The sequence below is a fragment of the Mycobacterium sp. DL genome (genome assembly GCF_039729195.1).
Lineage (GTDB): Bacteria > Actinomycetota > Actinomycetes > Mycobacteriales > Mycobacteriaceae > Mycobacterium > Mycobacterium hippocampi_A.
The window spans coordinates 1-19,260 of sequence record NZ_CP155796.1 but is presented as its reverse complement, the minus strand read 5'-3'; the positions used below and the strand labels follow the sequence as shown (position 1 = coordinate 19,260).

Annotated in this window: 15 protein-coding genes and 2 tRNA genes; 4 read left to right on the top strand and 13 right to left on the bottom strand. The window is 64.9% G+C overall.

Annotated features, from left to right (window positions below):
* Nucleotides 1-9: 9 nt before the first annotated feature.
* Together ABDC78_RS00085 and ABDC78_RS00080 are read right to left on the bottom strand one after the other, a co-directional pair.
* On the bottom strand, nucleotides 10-1,197 hold the full coding sequence (locus tag ABDC78_RS00085) for a PE-PPE domain-containing protein (protein ID WP_178357791.1): 1,188 nt from the start codon (nucleotides 1,195-1,197) through the stop codon (nucleotides 10-12).
* A gap of 456 nt (nucleotides 1,198-1,653) precedes the next feature.
* Nucleotides 1,654-2,409, bottom strand: a complete 756-nt coding sequence (locus ABDC78_RS00080; protein ID WP_178357790.1) for a DUF881 domain-containing protein — start codon at nucleotides 2,407-2,409, stop codon at nucleotides 1,654-1,656.
* 93 nt (nucleotides 2,410-2,502) lie between these two features.
* Between ABDC78_RS00080 and crgA the strand changes: the two genes are divergently transcribed.
* Both crgA and ABDC78_RS00070 read left to right on the top strand, forming a co-directional pair.
* A complete protein-coding gene (gene crgA, locus ABDC78_RS00075) occupies nucleotides 2,503-2,784 on the top strand; it encodes a cell division protein CrgA (protein ID WP_178357789.1) in 282 nt (93 codons plus the stop codon).
* A gap of 149 nt (nucleotides 2,785-2,933) precedes the next feature.
* Entirely contained in the window at nucleotides 2,934-3,359 is a 426-nt protein-coding gene (locus ABDC78_RS00070; RefSeq protein ID WP_178357788.1) for a PH domain-containing protein, read from the top strand.
* A 66-nt stretch (nucleotides 3,360-3,425) separates the two neighbouring features.
* On the opposite strand, the gene ABDC78_RS00065 is transcribed toward ABDC78_RS00070, so the two are convergent.
* On the bottom strand, nucleotides 3,426-3,971 hold the full coding sequence (locus tag ABDC78_RS00065; RefSeq protein ID WP_178357809.1) for a peptidylprolyl isomerase: 546 nt from the start codon (nucleotides 3,969-3,971) through the stop codon (nucleotides 3,426-3,428).
* An 89-nt stretch (nucleotides 3,972-4,060) separates the two neighbouring features.
* Between ABDC78_RS00065 and cwsA the strand changes: the two genes are divergently transcribed.
* Entirely contained in the window at nucleotides 4,061-4,495 is a 435-nt protein-coding gene (gene cwsA, locus ABDC78_RS00060) for a cell wall synthesis protein CwsA (RefSeq protein WP_178357787.1), read from the top strand.
* 17 nt (nucleotides 4,496-4,512) lie between these two features.
* Nucleotides 4,513-5,871 (top strand): L-serine ammonia-lyase, encoded by a 1,359-nt coding sequence (locus ABDC78_RS00055; RefSeq protein WP_178357786.1) that lies wholly within the window; start codon nucleotides 4,513-4,515, stop codon nucleotides 5,869-5,871.
* A 3-nt stretch (nucleotides 5,872-5,874) separates the two neighbouring features.
* Here ABDC78_RS00055 and ABDC78_RS00050 read toward each other — a convergent pair.
* From ABDC78_RS00050 to dnaA, 10 genes are all read right to left on the bottom strand, one after another.
* A tRNA-Ala gene (locus ABDC78_RS00050) sits at nucleotides 5,875-5,947 on the bottom strand.
* A gap of 139 nt (nucleotides 5,948-6,086) precedes the next feature.
* A tRNA-Ile gene (locus tag ABDC78_RS00045) sits at nucleotides 6,087-6,160 on the bottom strand.
* 91 nt (nucleotides 6,161-6,251) lie between these two features.
* Nucleotides 6,252-7,202 carry a DUF3566 domain-containing protein gene (locus ABDC78_RS00040; protein ID WP_178357785.1) on the bottom strand — a complete coding sequence of 317 codons (951 nt, stop codon included), beginning with the start codon at nucleotides 7,200-7,202 and terminating at the stop codon, nucleotides 6,252-6,254.
* 49 nt (nucleotides 7,203-7,251) lie between these two features.
* Nucleotides 7,252-11,055: an intein-containing DNA gyrase subunit A gene (gyrA, locus tag ABDC78_RS00035; protein ID WP_178357784.1), complete on the bottom strand. Its 3,804-nt coding sequence runs from the start codon at nucleotides 11,053-11,055 to the stop codon at nucleotides 7,252-7,254.
* A gap of 48 nt (nucleotides 11,056-11,103) precedes the next feature.
* Nucleotides 11,104-13,137: a DNA topoisomerase (ATP-hydrolyzing) subunit B gene (gene gyrB / locus ABDC78_RS00030; RefSeq protein WP_178357783.1), complete on the bottom strand. Its 2,034-nt coding sequence runs from the start codon at nucleotides 13,135-13,137 to the stop codon at nucleotides 11,104-11,106.
* Between the two features lie 221 nt (nucleotides 13,138-13,358).
* Entirely contained in the window at nucleotides 13,359-13,919 is a 561-nt protein-coding gene (locus ABDC78_RS00025; RefSeq protein WP_178357782.1) for a DUF721 family protein, read from the bottom strand.
* Nucleotides 13,916-15,076, bottom strand: a complete 1,161-nt coding sequence (recF, locus tag ABDC78_RS00020) for a DNA replication/repair protein RecF (RefSeq protein WP_178357781.1) — start codon at nucleotides 15,074-15,076, stop codon at nucleotides 13,916-13,918. The genes ABDC78_RS00025 and recF overlap by 4 nt, the downstream gene beginning before the upstream one ends.
* 13 nt (nucleotides 15,077-15,089) lie before the next feature.
* Entirely contained in the window at nucleotides 15,090-15,983 is an 894-nt protein-coding gene (gnd, locus tag ABDC78_RS00015; RefSeq protein WP_178357780.1) for a phosphogluconate dehydrogenase (NAD(+)-dependent, decarboxylating), read from the bottom strand.
* 32 nt (nucleotides 15,984-16,015) lie between these two features.
* A complete protein-coding gene (dnaN, locus tag ABDC78_RS00010) occupies nucleotides 16,016-17,209 on the bottom strand; it encodes a DNA polymerase III subunit beta (protein ID WP_178357779.1) in 1,194 nt (397 codons plus the stop codon).
* 554 nt (nucleotides 17,210-17,763) lie between these two features.
* Nucleotides 17,764-19,227, bottom strand: a complete 1,464-nt coding sequence (gene dnaA / locus ABDC78_RS00005; RefSeq protein WP_347133552.1) for a chromosomal replication initiator protein DnaA — start codon at nucleotides 19,225-19,227, stop codon at nucleotides 17,764-17,766.
* Between the last annotated feature and the right edge of the window lie 33 nt (nucleotides 19,228-19,260).

Genomic DNA, 19,260 nt, shown 5'->3' with positions numbered 1-19,260 from the left:
TCTCAGATGTCAGGCTGCTTCTGAGGAGGCTCCGCTGTCGCTCGCGTCGCTCTTGTCGCTCGCGTCGCTCTTGTCATCGTCACGCTTGGTGCTCTTGTCGCTCTTGTCGTCGTCACCGCGGTCGTTCTTGTCGTCGTCACCGCGGTCGTTCTTGTCGTCGTCACCGTCGGTCGACGTCAGCGACTCGGACCCGGAGTCGCTCTCAACGTCCTCGTCGCCGGTCGCGCTCTCGTCGGCGGAGGCATCGCCGTCCTCGTCGGAATCGACCGTGGCCTCCTCCGGTTGCGTGTCGTCGATTATCTCGTCAGTCTCCTCGACGGTGCGCACCGAACTCGTGGTGCGCGCGTTCGCCTCATTCTCGACTACCGTTGTGTCGGTGAGGCTTTCGGCATCGTCGGACAGCCGGGCTTCTTGCTGGCCGGCGCCCGACACGCTCGGTGGCGGGTTGCCGTTGCCCCAGTCGGCGCCTTCACCCTGCGCGATGTAATCGGGCCGGTCGTAATCGCGCTCGACCAGCGGCCGGTACCGCGCGTCGAGTTCAGCCAGGCGCTCTTCGGAGACGAATGGTCGTACCCAGTTCAGCATGGGCAGCGTCTCCGCCGGAATCAGCATGTAGGTTGTGTTTCCCTCTTGGAAAACCAGGTTGTTCGGATCGTTGATGTCGACGACCTCGTCGAAGTAGGCGAAATGCCGCGAGGCGGCGACGTTCACTAACGAGTAGAAGCCGAAGCGAGTAGGGCGGTCTGCCACAGCATCGTACTGCGCCACAATGTCCAGATGCCGGTACGGCTGCCCGTCAGGAATGCCCGCGCCCAATCTCATGCGTTGGTTGCCGCCGAATTTATTCTCGGGGTTTCCGTACGTGACGACGAGCACCACCCGCTCTGGATTGGGTGCCAGTTCCGGCCGGTTCCCCCAGACCCGGAGACGGTCGTATACGCCCATTGCACCTAGCGAGTAACCGAGCAGGATGATATCGCCTGGGGTGTTGTCGACTCCCGACTGAATCTGCTGACCGCTCACAGTCGCGGTGCCAGGTCCAGTGCCGAGGGAGGAGCAAGTGTTCAGCTCGCAGAATGCGCCTTGAAATGCCGTCTGCGCTTCGCCGCTTTGCCGCGTTGTGCCCTCGGCGGCCAATACAGTCGCGGCGATGGCCAGCGGTGCGGACGACAGCGCAAACACGACCGGCACGGACATCGCGACGAGGCTCGCTATGAGATCTCGCTGTCGCTGACAAATCATTCGGGTCCTTAGGTTATGTCTCGATCGCGCAGGCCTAAATGCCTTCCGGTTGCCACTAGAGGTCAGCAGTCACTGCAGAATCCGTGACTACGCCGCGTCCGCGGTGTAGGTACCGGGCCTCGTGTCTGACTTGACCGCTGCCGTCGCTCTCATTGCTTATCTGGCGGCTGGTGTTTAGGTCGACTCGTCTCTCTGTGACATCGGCATGTTCAATCCTCAGCTTGACGTTTGCTGACCACAAGTACGAGCTAACGCGAATCTCATCTATCCACCACGACACACCCTGCATAAACTGTCCGCCTCTCGGACCGATATCGGCACTGCCGGGGAGTTTTGTTGCCCAGCTACGCTATGTATAGCAGCACCAGGCGGTTCCGTGCAGTGCTCAGCTACTTTTGCTGCACCGTCAATTTAGTAGCCGAGTGGGCCGATCGGGCTGGCGAAGCTCATCCGGACAGGCTGCTGGTAGCCCACCAGTTCGACGTCGCGCACCTCTTCGGTGTAGCCCAGACCAAACCGGGCCGCGTACCGCTTGTAGAGCGTCACCAGAGGCGCCGCAGCCAACGCCTCCTCCATGGCTGCGGCATCACCGACCGCGGAGATGACGTACGGCGGACTGTAGGTTCGGCCGTTGAGCAACAACGTGTTTCCCACGCACCGTGGTGCCGACGTCGCAATGATTCGCTGGTCCTGCATCTGGATGCCCTCGGCGCCCGCGCTCCACAGCGCGGTGAGGACAGCCTGGATGTCCTGTTGGTGCACGACCAGGTCGTCGGGGGAGGCGTCGCGCGGGAACCGGCCCTCGGCGTCGCGCTGGGCGTCGGTGAGGGTGACCACCAGACCGGGACCCCGCATCGGCACCAGGCCGGCCTGCCCGGCCAATGCGTCGGCCCGCTCGGTGATCGCGGTCAGCGCCAGGTCAGTGCCCGACGAACCGCCGTGGTGATTGTCGACCCGGCTGTCCAGGGCATCGCGGTCCGAGGTCAGCCGGTCGACGGACTGCTGGGCCTCGCGAACGAGATCGACCAGGCGGGGCGCGTCGCTGCGGCGGATCTCGTCGCCCCCCGAGACACTGTGAGTCGCTCCCAACAGCAGTCCCGCGGCCACGCACACGACAGGGACACCAAATCGCCACGCCGATCTGGGTCGACCCTTGTGGTCGTCCATCCTGTCGTCTCCTGGTGAGATGGCCAAGGGGGCTGAGTTAGGCTTTCCCGTACACATCGTCGCACTGGCGACGCCGATCGTCCGAAGGTACGCATGCCCAAGTCCAAGGTCCGCAAGAAGAACGACTTCACCATCAACCCGGTGAGCCGGACTCCGGTGAAGGTCAAAGCCGGCCAGTCGGGCACCTGGTTCGTGGTTCTCTTCTGCGGGCTGATGCTGATCGGGCTGGCGTGGTTGATCGTCTTCCAGTTGGCCGGCAGCGGACCCGACGTGCCGAACTTCCTGCAGTGGATGTCCGACCTCAACGTGTGGAACTACGCCATCGCGTTTGCTTTCATGATCACCGGGCTGCTGCTCACGATGCGCTGGCGTTGACCCCGAACTGCCGCGGAATGAATTCATTCTCGCTGCCTGGCGTTCGCCTGTCCGCAACCGGGTGGTCACCAGATCACATGGATGTGATTCATCCCCATTGGGGATAGCACCTGTGGATAACCCCATCAGCCACGGTAGGAGGGTGTGAATTGTCCGTTCAGCAAACTGAGTGGAGTCCGCCGACGCCGGGCATCGTCGGTGCCGGCTTTCTCGGGGTCGTCCTCGCTTTCGGGGCTGTGACGCTGGTCACAGACCCGCCGGGACGCGCTCTGGTCGGCATTGCCGCGGTGGGTTTGCTGATGTTCGCGCTCATGTCGTGGCGCTCACGGCCGAAACTGGCAATCTCCGGTGAGACCCTCGTGGTCCGCGGTTTCTGGCGCACACGAGAACTCGGACACGCCGACATCAAGCTGATCCGGATCACCGAGTTCCGTCGCATCGGGCGCAAAGTGCGTCTGCTGGAAATCGACACCACCGATGACCGGCTGCTGGTGCTCAGTCGCTGGGACCTCGGCACCGACCCGCTTCAGGTGCTCGACGCGCTCAGCGACGCCGGGTTCGCCCCCGGTAACTAGCCGCGGAATTGCATTCCAGCAGGGCGTTTCTCGAACTCCTGCTGCTGGAATGCAATTCCGGCGGGATCAAGCGATGGTGATCGACTCGATCACGACGGCCTCGGTGGGCCGGTCACTACGGTCTGTTGCCGTGGTGGCGATGGCGTCGACGACCTTCTGCGATTCGGCGTCGACGACCTCACCGAAGATCGTGTGCTTGCGGTTCAGGTGCGGCGTCTTGCCCACCGTGATGAAGAACTGCGAGCCGTTGGTACCTGGGCCGGCGTTGGCCATCGCCAACAGGTACGGCTTGTCGAACTGCAGCTCCGGGTGGAACTCGTCGGCGAACTGGTAGCCCGGTCCGCCGCGGCCGGTGCCGGTCGGGTCACCGCCCTGAAGCATGAAACCTTCGATCACCCGGTGGAACACCGTGCCGTCATAAAAGGGTCCGGACGAGCCGCCGCTGGCGTTCTCGGTGCTGTAGTCCTTGGTGCCCTGGGCCAGCCCGACGAAGTTCGACACCGTCTTGGGGGCGTGGTTTCCGAACAGGGCGATCTTGATGTCGCCGCGGTTGGTGTGCAGGGTCGCGGTCGCTGTCTGAATGGAACTCGTCACGGGAAGCCAGTCTGCCACGCCGCGTCTGCCCGCCAACCGGGGCACCTTGCGGGCGCGTAGATGGCAGGCTGGAGGCGCGACGTCCGTCCGTCCGAAAGAGGTGGCATATGAGCTCCAAGACCATCGACCGATTGACGCCGGGCCAACGGCTCGGTCGGGGCCTGAAGTACTCGGCCGTCGGACCTGTCGACGTCACCAGGGGAGCGCTGGGGGTCGGGTTCGACTCGGTGCGCTCCTCGGCGGCATGGGTCGGAAACCGCTACCGCCGAGACCGGCTCGCCCGACAGCTGAAGGCCGACTTGGCGTCGGCGCAGGACGCGATCGCCGCCGAGTTGTCGGCCGCGCAGGAGGTGGTGGCCAACCTTCCCGAGGCATTCGGCAAGGCCCGCCGGAGCCGCGGCCGCCGTCGGCCCCTGCTGCTGGCCGGTATCGGGGTGGCGGCGCTGGCCGGGGGAGCCGCGGCGTTCACGATCATCCGCCGCTCGTCGCAACCGGAGCCGTCACCGCTGCCGCCCAGCGTCGACGTCACTCCCAAGCCCTAGCGCCGCGGGGTCCGGTCGTGGCCGTCTCGGTGTTCGATCTGTTCTCGATCGGCATCGGGCCGTCGAGTTCACACACCGTCGGTCCGATGCGGGCTGCCGGGCGCTTCGTCGCCGCGTTGGCCGCCGACGGGAATCTGGCCGCGGTCTCGCGGCTGCGGGTCGAGCTTTTCGGTTCGCTGGGAGCGACCGGCGCCGGCCACGGCACCCCCGGTGCTGTCGTGCTCGGCCTCGAGGGATGTGACCCGGAGACGGTGGATCCCACAGCAGCCCACGCGCGCGTCGAGGCGGTCGCGGCGGGCGACCGGCTGCACCTGGCCGGTGACCGGGACATCGAGTTCGTGATGGCGACCGATATCGTTCTCTCGTTGCATGCCATGGACTTTCATAGCAACGGAATGGTCTTCCAGGCGTTCGACGGCGAGGGCTCGTTGCTCGAGCGCCGGGTGTACTACTCGGTCGGCGGCGGTTTCGTGGTCGACGAGGAGGAAGCGGCGGCAGGTCCCCGCGACGACACCGTACTGCCCTTTCCGTTCCACACGGGCGCCGACCTGGTTTCGTTGGCGGAGCAAAACGGTTGCAGCATCTCACATCTGGTGTCTCGCAACGAGGCGGCGCTCGGCCACGAGGCGGTCCTGCGGGACCGTCTGCTGAAGATCTGGTCGGCCATGCGCGAGTGTGTGGACCGCGGGTTGGAAACGGGCGGAACGCTTCCCGGCGCTCTACACGTACGCCGCCGCGCCCACGCACTGTCGAAGGCAGTCGAATCCGATCCCACCGATCCGCTGTACGCGATGGACTGGGTCACGGTCTGGGCACTGGCCGTCAACGAGGAGAACGCGGCCGGTGGCCGGGTGGTGACCGCACCCACCAACGGCGCTGCCGGCATCATCCCAGCCGTTCTGCACTTCTACTGGCGGTTCGTGCCCGGCGCGACGGAGGACGGGGTCGTCGAGTTCCTGCTGACCGCCGCGGCGGTCGGGCAGTTGTTCAAGGCGAACGCATCGATCTCCGGGGCGGAGGTCGGCTGCCAGGGGGAGGTGGGCTCAGCGTGCTCGATGGCCGCCGCCGGCCTGGCCGCGGTACTGGGCGGCTCGCCCGCGCAGGTGGAGAACGCCGCCGAGATCGGCATCGAACACAATCTCGGCCTCACCTGCGACCCCGTCGGCGGCCTGGTGCAGATCCCGTGCATCGAACGCAACGCCGTCGCATCGGTGAAGGCGATCACCGCCGCACGGATGGCGCTGCGCGGCGACGGCACCCATCACGTCAGCCTCGACACCGCCATCAAGACCATGCGCGACACCGGTGCCGACATGGCGGTCAAGTACAAGGAGACGTCGTTGGGCGGCCTCGCGCTGAACGTCGTCGAGTGTTGATTGTGGAGCCTAGGAGATTCGAACTCCTGACATCTGCCTTGCAAAGGCAGCGCTCTACCAACTGAGCTAAGGCCCCTGGTGGATCAGGAAGGGACGTCGGCGACGGTGTGCCACACCTCGGCACCGTGCTGGGTCCGCCACACGACCAACGCGGCGACCGCACCAGCTGCGGCGGCGAACAGAAGCACCCTCTTCATCGATCGTGAACCCTTCCGTGGGGCTAGGAGGACTCGAACCTCCGACCTCTTCGTTATCAGCGAAGCGCTCTAACCGCCTGAGCTATAGCCCCGTCAACTGCACTGGGGGACCTCCGCTAGCGGGGGCCGAGCGACGAGATTACCGCACGGGTGAGCCGTGGCCCAAACCCAGAGCCTGCGACGTCAGTCGCGGTCTGCCAGGGTGACCTCGACGCCGCCCACCAGGTCCGTCGTCAGGTTGTAGATGAACGTGCCGATGGTCGCCGCGGCGGTCAGCAGAACGATGTTCACCAGGCCGATCAACGCGGCCCCACCGAAGATGGTGCCACTGGAGACGAGCTCACCACCGGCGGTTCCGCTGGCGCTGGTCAACAGGTCGCCGACGTTGCTGTTGAGCTTGCTCCACACACCCATGCCGCCGAGCACCAGGTACAGGAACGCCACCGCGATCATCCACACGAAGAACATCGCGACCGACAGCACCAGCGAGACCTTCAGCGCGCTCCACGGATCGATCCGGCGGATCTGCATGCTGGCCCGCACCGGGCCCTTGTGATGCTGCTGGCGGGTCGCGACCTGGACCGCTCTGCCCGCCCCCGACGTCTGCCCGGGGGTTTTGGCGGGCTGCTCGGTCACCGGACGCTCGACCGGCTTGCGCTGCTGCTGCGGCCTGGGCGGGGGACCCGACAGATCCGGCAGCTCGCTGGCGTACGCGCCGGAACCGCCGTCGGGACGGGGGCTCTGGTCGGGGCGGGCGCTCTGATCCGGGCGAAGGCCTTCCGGACGGACCACGTCGGTGCGCTCACCACGCGAGGGCGCCTCTGCCTCGGGCGCCGCCGACGGTGCGGGTGCGCCGGCGATGAACCTGTTGAGCCGCGCGTCGAGGCCCGGCGGGTTGGCGCGGGGACTGTCGGAGGGCGGCTGTCCCTCAGCGGACTGCTGTGGTTGCCGGCGCGACGCCGGGCCGCGCTGCCACGGCGGCACATCTCCGTGCTCGGCGCTGTGCGCCGGTGCCGGGCCGCTGCGTGTCACCGAGTTGCCCAGCGAGCCGCCGTCGTGGCCGGAGCCCGACGAGCCGTTGCCCCCGCCGGACTCACCCACACGCGGGCGTCCCGGTTCGTTCGGTGAACTCACCTGGGGCTCCTTAGCTCAGTGCCTACCGCTGGAGGCAGTCGATGCAGCATCACGACTCGTCCGACTCGTCCGACTCGACTGGCTCAACCGACTCGTCCGCCGCGTCATCGTCCGCATCCTCTTCAGCGTTGCGCGCCACGGCAATCAGTGTGTCGCCCTCACCGAGGTTCATCAAGCGAACCCCCTTGGTCTGCCGTCCGGCCTTACGCACCTGCCGTGCCGCGGTCCGGATGACACCTCCTCCGGAGGTGATGGCATACAACTCGGTCTCGTCGTCGACGATCAACGCTCCGACCAGAGTGCCACGTTTGCGGTCGTACTGGATGGTGAGGATGCCTTTGCCGCCGCGGCCCTGTGCCGAGTACTCCTCGATCGCCGTCCGCTTGGCGTAGCCGCCCGACGTCGCCACCAGCAGGTACGTGCCCTCACGCACGACGTTCAGCGACAGCAGTTGGTCCTCTTCGTTGAACCGCATGCCCTGGACACCCGAGGTGGCCCGGCCCATCGGACGCAGCGCCTCGTCTGTCGCCGAGAACCGGATCGACTGGCCCTTCGCCGAGACCAGCAGCAGGTCCTCATCGGCCGAGCACAGCACCGCGCCCACCAACTCGTCGCCGTCACGCAGGTTGACCGCGACGATGCCGCCGGAGCGGTTGGAGTCGAAGTCGGTCAGCTTGGATTTCTTGACCAGGCCCTTGCGGGTTGCGAGCACCAGGTAGGGCGCATCCTCGTAGCTCTTGATCTGGATGACCTGAGCGATGCGCTCCTCCGGCTGGAATGCCAGCAGGTTCGCGACGTGTTGACCACGCGCCGTGCGCGACGCCTCCGGCAGGTCGTACGCCTTGGCGCGATACACCCGGCCCTGCGTGGTGAAGAACAGGATCCAGTCGTGGGTCGAGCAGACGAAGAAGTGGTTGACGATGTCGTCCTGCTTGAGCCCCGCGCCCTGGACGCCCTTGCCGCCACGCTTCTGGCTGCGGTACAGATCCGACTTGGTCCGCTTCGCGTAGCCCGTCTCCGTGATCGTGACGACGACCTCTTCGCGCGCGATGAGGTCCTCGTCGGCGACGTCGCCGTCGGCCGGGATGATCCGGGTGCGGCGGTCGTCGCCGTACTTGTCGGTGAGCTCCTTGAGCTCATCGTGGACGATGGCCCGTTGCCGCTCCGGCTTGGCGAGGATGTCCTCGAGGTCGGCGATCTCGGCTTCGATCTTGGCCAGGTCGTCGACGATGCGCTGACGTTCCAGAGCAGCCAGCCGCCGCAACTGCATGTCGAGGATCGCCTGGGCCTGGATCTCGTCGACGTCGAGGAGTTCGATCAGGCCGGCCCGCGCGACGTCGACGTTCGCCGACGCCCGGATGAGGGCGATGACCTCGTCGAGCGCGTCGAGCGCCTTGACCAGACCTCGCAGGATGTGGGCCCGCTCGTTGGCCTTGCGCAGCCGGTACGTGGTCCGCCGGACGATGACGTCCAACTGGTGAACGACGTAGAGCCGGATCAGCTGATCGATACGCAGCGTGCGGGGGACACCGTCGACGATCGACAGCATGTTCGCGCCGAAGCTGGTCTGCAGCTGGGTGTGCTTGTAGAGGTTGTTGAGCACGACCTTGGCCACGGCGTCGCGCTTGACCTCGACGACGATCCGCAACCCGACGCGGTCGCTGCTCTGGTCCTCGATGTTGGAGATGCCGCCGAGCTTGCCGTCGCGCACCTGGTCGGCGATCGAGGTGATGAAGTTGTCGTGGTTCACCTGGTAGGGCAGCTCGGTGATGACCAGCAGCGTGCGGCCCCTCTGGTCCTCTTCGACCTCGACCACGCCGCGCATCCGGATGGACCCGCGGCCGGTCGTATAGGCGTCATGGATGCCCTGCGAGCCGACGATCAGACCGTACGTCGGGAAGTCGGGTCCCTTGACCCGCTCGGTAACCGCAGCCAGCGTCGTCTCTTCGTCGGCCTCGTAGTTGTCCAGGCACCAGAAGACGGCCTCGGCGAGCTCGCGGAGATTGTGGGGCGGCATGTTGGTGGCCATGCCGACCGCGATGCCACCGGAGCCGTTGGCCAGCAGGTTCGGGAACCGGCTGGGCAGAACCGTCGGCTCCTGCACCCGGCCGTCGTAGTTCGGGATGAAATCGACTGTCTCCTCGTCGATTTCACGCAGCATCTCCATCGCCAGGGGAGTGAGGCGTGCTTCGGTGTTGTGGCTGACGAATCCATTCGTGATGAACGAGTGGTCGTCACTGTCGACGCGCAAGCTGTAGACCGGCTGAACACCCGCGTCTACGACGCTCGTGACTCGGGCGTAGTAGAAGCGGCCGTCGGTGAGGTCCTGCGCAATCGACCTGACCTCAGCGTCTGCGATGTGGGACAAGATCTCATCGCGGTCACGTACCCAGCGACTGAGTCGGTCGATGTTGTGCTTATGCAACCACTCCTTGTCCACCCAACGCCCACCGCTTTGTGCCCTCACGAACTTCGCCAAACCAGGCACGTGGTCGCCGTCAAGTCCTGCTGCACGTTCGGGCAATGCCGCGAGAATCTGCTGGAGCTTCTGCTGTTTGGCTCCACCGAATCCGATCTGGCTTGCGAACAACGCCGCGTGGGCGCGGTTGGTGATGACCACCTTGTGCTCACCGGTCGCGTGCAGATAGCGGCGGGACACCACCCCGAATTCCAGCAGCAGCTGGTGCACGTCCTCAGCCAGTTGGCTGCTCCGGGTTGAATATGAGACCTGAACAGTGCTGCGTGGTAGCGCTGAGCAGGAACCGTCACCTTCAAAGAGCGCTTGGAGGAACGCCCGCTTCACGACCGCTGCTGACTGCCATAGCCACTCGGGCACAGCCTTGGCTGCGGAACGTTGTTCCACCAGGCACGCAAGCCGACTCCTGCACAGCGCGTCCAGATTCTGAATGTCGAGTTCGAGCAGCCGCGAGCCCGATGCAATGGTGCGCTCGGAAACGTAACGTGTACCGCCTACGACAGCGTCGTAGGCGGCGACCACCATGTTGAAGTAGTCGCGGTCCAAGTTGTTGAACCCCGCTCGCGACCGCGAGACAAAACCCTCGCTGACGAACGCGCCGAGTAGGAGCGCCTCTAGCGTTTCGAACCACTCCGCTGAGCCGAATTCCGCAGGTTGCGTCCGCTGAATGGCGACACGATCATTCGGTCGCACCTCTTCGATCAACTTCCACAGCAGCGTAGGGACTCCGGCCACATCCACCAGGCACAGCACAGGGTGGTTTGCGGTACCCGTCACCGAGTACCCCTCGGCAGTGGTCACAGTGAACGTCTCGTGATCACCCGAGTGGAACAACCGGTCGGCGACCACAGGATTGCCGTTGCGATCGAGCACCTTCAGGTGCACGACATTGTCCGAATTCGGCTTGGCGTTCGGAACGATGTCCGCGATACGCACGGAATGCCCGAAAGGCAAGCGCACCAGCGCGTCACCGCTGACGCAGTACCTCATCGCCGCCGGAGGATCGTTGCCCGGCGAGCCGAAGTTGCCCTGGCCGTCGACCAAGGGATAGCGCAACGACCACGGCTGGGCCATCCGGACCAGGGTGTCGTAGATCGACGAGTCACCGTGGGGGTGGTAGTTGCCCATCGTCTCGGCAACCGAGCGTGCGGATTTGGCGTGTCCGCGGTCCGGGCGGAATCCCGAGTCGTACATCGCGTACAGCACCCGGCGGTGCACCGGTTTGAGGCCGTCGCGGACCTCGGGGAGGGCACGGCCGACGATCACGCTCATCGCGTAGTCGATGTAGCTGCGCTGCATCTCCTGCTGGATGTCGACCGGTTCGATGCGGTCGGTCGTGGCGTCGTCGTCGCCGGGGGGCAGGGTCGTGTCGGTCATACGCTCCTCGCTCGTCTATGAGCAGCTGGGGGAAAAGGTCAAACGGCTTCAGACATCCAAGAAACGAACGTCTCTCGCGTTTCGGGTGATGAAGCTGCGGCGCGCCTCGACGTCCTCGCCCATCAGGATGGAGAACAGTTCGTCGGCGGCCGCGGCGTCGTCGAGGGTGATCCGGCGGAGCACGCGGGCACTGGGATCCATTGTGGTCTCCCAGAGTTCCTTGGCGTCCATCTCGCCGAGACCCTTGTAGCGCTGGATCCCGTCTTCGGTGTTGATCCGTTTGCCGGCGGCGCGTCCTGCCTCGAGCAGTCCGTCGCGTTCGCGATCGGAGTAGGCGAACTCGGGCTCGCTGCGCTGCCACTTCAGTTTGTACAGCGGCGGCTGGGCCAGGAAGACGTGCCCATTCTCGATGAGCGGCTTCATGAATCGGAACAGCAGCGTGAGCAGCAGCGTGGAGATGTGCTGGCCGTCGACGTCGGCGTCCGCCATCAGCACGATCTTGTGATATCGCAGCTTGGCGATGTCGAACTCGTCGTGGATGCCGGTGCCCAGCGCAGTGATGATCGCCTGGACCTCGGTGTTCTTGAGCACCCGGTCGATGCGGGCCTTCTCGACATTGATGATCTTGCCGCGCAACGGCAGGATCGCCTGGTACATCGAGTCGCGGCCGCTCTTCGCCGAGCCACCGGCCGAATCACCCTCCACCACATACACTTCCGACAGCCGCGGATCGGTGGAACGGCAATCTGCGAGCTTGCCGGGAAGACCGCCGATGTCGGTAGCGCTCTTGCGGCGCACCAACTCCCGGGCCTTGCGGGCGGCCATACGCGCTTGTGCCGACGAAACCGCCTTGTTGACAACGGTCTTCGCTTCGGCCGGGTTCGCCTCGAACCAGTGCGACAACTGCTCGTTGCAGATCTTCTGCACGAAGGACTTGACCTCGGTGTTGCCGAGCTTCGTCTTGGTCTGGCCCTCGAACTGCGGATCGCTGACCTTCACCGAGATCACTGCCGCCAGACCTTCGCGGATGTCATCGCCGGTGAGGTTGGGATCTTTCTCCTTGAGGAGCTTCTTGTCCTTCGCGTACTTGTTCACCACCGTGGTGAGCGCACTACGGAAACCTTCTTCGTGGGTGCCGCCCTCGTGGGTGTTGATGGTGTTCGCGAAGGTGTGCACCGACTCCGAGTAGCCGGCGTTCCACTGCATCGCGATCTCGACCTCGTGGCCGGGTCCCTTGCCGTCGAAGTCGATGATGCTCTGCTGAATCGGGGTCTTGGTGCGGTTGATGTGCTTGACGTAGTCGACCAGACCGCCCGGGTAGTGGAAGGTGCGGTGTTTGACCTTGTGCGGGCCCTTGGCCTCGGCTTCCTTCTCGTCGGCGGACTTCGGCGCCTCGGCGGTGTCGCTGACGACCTCGTCGACCACTTCCTCGGCGGTGACGCGTTCGTCGGTGAGCTCGATCGTCAGGCCCTTGTTGAGGAACGCCATCTCCTGCAGGCGGCGGGCGACGGTCTCGAAGTCGTAGACAGTCGTCTCGAAGATGTCGGGGTCCGCCCAGAACCTGATGGTGGTGCCGGTCTTGTTCGACGGGCCGCCCTGCTTGAGCGTGCCGGGAACCGAGCGGTCGTAGTACTGGAACCACTCGCTGCCGTCGCGCAGGATCGTGGCCTCGAGCCGGGTCGACAGTGCGTTGACGACGGAGACGCCGACACCGTGAAGACCGCCACTGACGTTGTAACCGCTGTTCTCGCCGCCGAACTTGCCGCCGGCGTGCAGTTGGGTCATGACGACGTCGACCGTGGGAGCCCCGCTGGAGTGCATTTCGACGGGGATTCCGCGGCCGTCGTCGGTGACCTGAACGCTGCCGTCGCCGAGGATCTTGACATCGACCCTGCTGGCGTAGCCGGCCATGGCCTCGTCGATCGCGTTGTCGACGACCTCCCAGACCAGGTGATGCAGGCCGCGCTCACCGGTGGAACCGATGTACATGCCGGGACGTTTTCGGACGGCTTCCAGACCCTCCAGAATGGTGATGGCGGAAGCGCCATACTCTTTAGAAGCAGTCTTCTTCTGGGCAGCCACGTGGAACGCGTCTCCTTGGGGTTCGCAAGCGAGGAACGAAGGTCCCTCGCGGATCTCTCCCCGAGTCTACCGTCAGGCACTGCCTGCACTGACCCTGAGGCGGCGTTTCTGCACACCTATTTGCGCCGCCTACGGAATTTCTCGAATATCGACAAGTCTGGACGCTTGAGAGTTGTGGATAAAAGCCTGTCGGCGCTCTCAGACAGTGGTAGGGAGTCGACTCAGCCGTAGGTGTCCCGAGGCCCCCGTCCCGGCACCCGGTACGGCCCCTTCTTCCACGACGGACCCACGGGACCGACGATCTTCAGCGACGTCACCACGCCGTCTCCGACGGCGGCGGCGATCTTGGCCAGCAGCTGGGCCTGCACCATCCGTAGCTGGGTCGCCCAGGCGGTCGACTCGGCCGACACGGTCAACACACCTTCGTTCAGCGACGTCGGAGTGGCGTGTGCGGCGATCTGATCCCCGACCACCGACCGCCACCGGCCGAACACCGAGCCCTCGGCGACACGACCGTTCCAACCGCGGTTGCGCGCCAGATCGCTGGTGGCGGCACCGAGCAGTTGTGGATCACGCCCGTCGGGTCCCGGACCCGACCACCGTCGCCTGCTGTTGCCGGCCACCCGGCGCGGGGCGGCGGAGGTGCGGCCGCGACCGACGTTCTTGCCCTGGGTGCGCGCCGCACCACGTGCTTCTTCGAGGGTCCTTCGCACCAGATCCATGCCCTTCATGCGGGCCAGGTCCGGAGGGGGACCCACGGGATCGTCGTCCTCACCGGTCATGACTGAACCGCCGAGATTCGACCGGCGTCGCCGTCGCTCATGGTGATGCCGATCCGCCGGACATCCCAGTCCGAAGGGATGTCCTCGTCGACCGCAGCGGTCACCAGCACCTGCTCGGCGGCGGCCGCGACCTGGGCCAGTGCCGAGCGCCGAGCGCTGTCCAGTTCGGCGAAGACATCGTCGAGCAACAACACCGGATCACTTCCTTCCGCGCGCAGGAGTTCATAGGCGGCCAGCCGCAACGCCAAGGCCACCGACCATGACTCACCGTGGCTGGCAAACCCTTTCGCCACCTGGTCGCCGAGGCGCAGTTCCAGATCATCCCGGTGTGGACCGACAAGGCACACGCCGCGTTCCAACTCGGCGTCGCGGCGCCGGCTCATCGCCTCCAGCAGCGCGGCTTCGTACACGCCCGGGTCTGCGCTGCCCGCCGCCGCTTCGCTCTCCACCAGATCGACCCCGCTGCGATAGCGGACCGTCGCCGGACGCGAGTTCGGAGCCAGAAGCTGATATGCCTTCTCGACCTCTGGGTCCAGTTCCATCACCAATTGCACACGCGCGGTGATCAATTGGGCACCGTGAGCGGCCAGGTAACCGTCCCACACCTCGAGGGAGTCCAACGCGCCCCGGTCACCACGGTAGCGAGCACCGGCCGCGGTCTTGAGAAGGGCGGTGCGTTGCCTGACCACTTTGTCGTAGTCTGCACGCACCCCGGCGATCCTAGGGCGCCGCGTCGTCGCCAGTTCGTCGAGATAACGCCGGCGTTCGCTCGGGTCGCCGCGCACCAGGGACAGATCCTCCGGTGCGAAAAGGACCGCCCGCAGCGCGCCGAGTATTTCGCGCGCCGACCGCACCGGTGACCGATTCAGCCGGGCCTTGTTCGCCCGCCCGGACGTGATGTCCAGATCGACTGCGAGTTCGCGACCGTCGTTCACCACGATGGTGGACACGACGGCACGATCAGCACCGGAACGGATCAAAGGCGCGTCGGAGGCCACCCGATGCGAGCTCAGCGTCGATGAATACCACAGAGCTTCAATGAGATTCGTCTTGCCGAACCCGTTCGAGCCGACGAATACCGTCCGGCCCGGTTCGAGGTCGAGTTCGACGCGCTCCCAAGAACGGAAGTCGGTCAGGGCGAGGTGACGTACGTACACCGAAACACTCCGGTCACCCGGACTCGCTCACTCTCTTGACGGCGTGGCCACCAAACTGGTTGCGCAGTGCGGCAACTGCCTTCATCGTGGGCGAATCATCCTGGCGGGAGAGGAATCTCGCGAACAGTGCGGCCGCGATGCTGGGGACAGGGACCCGGAGCCGGATCGCTTCCTCCACTGTCCACCGGCCTTCACCGGAATCATCGGTGTAGCCGCTGATGTCGTTGAGTCCCGGATCTTCCTTGAGCGCCTTGGCCAGCAGTTGCTGCAGCCAGGAACGCACCACGGTGCCGTTCGTCCACGCTTGGTAGACGGCTTGCGGATCCTTGACGAGGTCCTCGGCGGCCAGCATCTCGTAGCCCTCGGCATACGCAGTCATCAACGCGTACTCGACCCCGTTGTGCACCATCTTGGCGAAGTGCCCCGCCCCTACCGGCCCCACATGGACGAATCCGTCCTCCTTGGGTCCCGGCGGCCGCAACGTCTCGAAGATCGGCATCGCTCTCTCGATATCGGCATCACTGCCTCCGACCATCAACCCGTAACCTTCGGCCAGACCCCAGACTCCGCCGGAAACTCCCGCGTCGATGAATCCGATTCCGTTGTCCGCCAACAACTTGGCGTGGGGAGCATCTTCGGTGTATCGCGAGTTGCCGCCGTCGATGACAAGATCTCCGTCGCTGAGAACCTTCGCCAGCTCCGAGATGGTCTGATCGGTCACGGTGCCGGAAGGCACCATGACCCACACCACTCGTGGCGACTCCAGAGCGGCGGCCAGAGCACTCAGGGATTCGACGTCGGATACCTCCGGCCGGGGGTCGTATCCGACCACCTCATGCCCACCGTCGCGGAGCCGGGCCCGCATGTTGAAACCCATCTTGCCAAGGCCGATGAGACCGAGTTGCATGTCAGGCGTCCCTTCTGCTGTCGGTGCGTGGGTCAGCCGGGGAGGCGTACCGGCATCAACAGATAGACATAGTCGGTGTGAGCCGCCGGAAAAGGTCCGGAACTTCCAGCGGTGGCATCATCGTCACCCGCGGGACGCAACACCGCCGGCCGACTGGGTGTGGTGAAACCGAACGTCACCCGCTCCGAGTGCAGCGAACCGAGGCCGTCGGTCAGATATGTCGGGTTGAAGGCGATCGTCAGTGGATCTCCGGAAAACTGCACGAGCAGATCTTCTTCGGCTTTTCCGACGTCGTCCGCACCGGCCGACAGTCGCAGGACGTCGTCGGAGAACTCCATCCGGACCTGCGCCCCGCGGTCGGCGACAAGCGCGACACGCTTGATCGCCTCGGTCAGCTCGGCGACGGCGATGGTGGCCATGGCCGTGTGTTCTCCGGGCAGCAGCTGGCGGAATTTCGGGAACTCAGCATCCAGCAGTCGGGTCGTGCTGCGCTTTCCCTTGCTCCGAATACCGAGCAGTCCCTCTTTGCCGACTGCCGAACCCGCCCCGAGCGCCAAGTGCACTTCCTCGCCGTCGGTGCCGGCCTTCGCAGCTTCTGCCAGTGTCTTCGCCGGCACCAGCACGGCTGCTTCGACACCTGCAGAGTCCGTGGACCAGGTCAGTTCCCGCACAGCGAGGCGGAAACGGTCGGTGGCAGCCAAAACCACCTTCTCGCCGGATATCTCGACGCGGATACCCGTCAACATGGGCAAGGTGTCGTCGCGGCCGGCCGCCACCGCCACCTGTCCGATCGCCTCGGCGAACAGGTTCGACGACACGACACCGGTCTCATCGGGCAGCGTGGGCAGCGTCGGATAGTCCTCGACCGCCATCGTCGGAAGCGAAAAGCGAGCGCTACCGCAGGTCAGCGCAACCCGGGTGCCTTCGACGCTGACGTCGACCGGTTTGGCCGGCAGGGACCTCACGATGTCGGACAGCAACCGTCCGGAGACCAAAACGCTTCCTGGAGAAGCGATCTCGGCCGGAATCTGTACTTCTGCGGAAACTTCGTAATCGAATCCGGAAACCGTCAGTCCCTCGTCGGATCCGGTGAGCAGCACACCTGCCAGCACGGGCACTGTCGGCCTGGAGGGAAGATTGCGGGCAACCCAGGCGACCGCGTCGGCAAAGTCTTCGCGGGTCAGCCGAAACTTCAAATCCGTGAGACCTGCCGTCGCCACGTCCATAACGTCCCTTCGATGCACACCCCGACAAAAGCGTCAATCAGCGGTTTCCCGGATCGCACACCGCGCCGCCCCGGCGCGCTACGACGACCGCAACGGCTGTCGATGAACCACCGTAGAGCTTTCGGGCTCAACTTGAAAGCTAATCCATCGGGCTGACATGCGGGCGACGAACGGCCATCGGTCCAGGGTGGACGTGTGTTTCCCCAGGGCGCTTCTTCTAAACGAAATCTATAGATATCTAAGAGCAACAGTAATAGGTCCTGTGGAAACTGTGCATAGAGGTGGTTCGTCGCTGGCAGGTGGGCACGGCAGGGTGTTGGCGGCTTGTGGATGGTGCGACGACAAGTTCGGGGTGTCTGGGGATGCATTCGTGGTTGGGGACCGAGCCGGCCGCGATTCGGCGGTTGACAGCTGTCTGTGCACAGGTCGCTGCACAGGCCGATGTTGTGACGGCTGGGAACACAGTGACGGAAGTTTTTTTGGAATTCAGTCGGCAGGTAGAGATGCGTGGAGGCATGGATGTGCCGCGGGACGCACGAATGACAGGCCGACGGTCAGCGCTTGGCGCGCTGCCGGATCCTGGTGGTGAGCTCTTTGACGTGATCGAAGATCTCGCGACGCTCCGCCATCTCAGCGCGAATCTTCTTCTCCGCGTACATGACCGTGGTGTGGTCTCGCCCGAACGCCTGGCCGATCTTGGGCAGTGACAGGTCGGTGAGCTCACGGCACAGGTACATCGCGATCTGACGTGACTGCGCCAGCGCACGGGTTTTTCCGGGCCCGCGGAGCTCTTCGATGCTGGTCTCGAAGTATTCAGCGGTGGCGGCCATGATGGCGGCGGTGCTGATCTGCATCGTGGAGGAGTCCGAGATCAGATCGCGCAGCACGATTTCGGCCAGCGACTTGTCGATCGGGGTCTTGTTCAGCGAGGCGAACGCGGTGACACGGATCAGGGCGCCCTCGAGTTCGCGGATGTTGCGTTCGATACGGCTGGCGATCAACTCGAGAACGTCATCAGGGACGTCGAGGCGATCCATCTGAGCTTTCTTGCGCAGGATCGCGATTCGAGTTTCCAGCTCCGGCGGTTGGACGTCGGTGATCAGGCCCCACTCGAACCTGGTGCGCAACCGGTCCTCGAGGGTGGCGAGCTGCTTGGGAGGTCGATCGGAGGAGATCACGATCTGTTTGTTCGCGTTGTGCAGGGTGTTGAAGGTGTGGAAGAACTCTTCCTGGATGCCGTCCTTGCCTTCGATGAACTGGATGTCATCCACCAGAAGCACGTCGATGTCGCGGTAGGTGCGTTTGAACGATGCCCTGCGGTCATCGCGCAGCGAGTTGATGAAGTCGTTGGTGAATTCCTCGGTGGAGACGTACTTGACCCGCATTCCGGGGAACAGTCGCTGGGCGTAGTTGCCGGCCGCGTGCAGCAGATGAGTCTTGCCCAGCCCCGATTCACCCCAGATGAAAAGAGGGTTGTAGGCGCGGGCCGGTGCTTCGGCGATTGCCAGCGATGCAGCGTGGGCGAATCTGTTCGAGGATCCGATGACAAACGTGTCGAACGTGTAGCGACGATTGAGGTTGATCGCGGTGTCGTCGTCGGTCGCGGAGTTGTTGGCCCGCCGGGAGAAGTACGTCGGCCAACTCTCCTCGGCACTGGCGCGTGCGGCCTGATCTTCGTCGACGTCGTCCTCGGCGTCCAGGTTGTCCTCGGGTTCCGGTGCGGGGGGTGGCTCCCGAAATCCGTTGTGGACGTCGTCGCCTTCAGCGGCGGGATCGGCGATGCGCACCCCGAGTTCGACGCGCTGGCCGAGCTGACGACTCAGGGCCGTGACGATGGGTTCGCGTAGATGGCGTTCGATCTCGTTCTGGACGAAGGGTGTGGGAACCGACAGCAGTGCGAATCCCTCGGTGATCACCAGGGGGCGGACCAGCTTGAGCCAGGCGCGCTGCTGTGGGGTCAGAGATCCGTTGGCGGTGCCACCGTCGCCGTTGAGCTCGGCGACGACAGTGTTCCAGATGGCGACGAACGGGGGATCGGGGTCAGCCGTCAA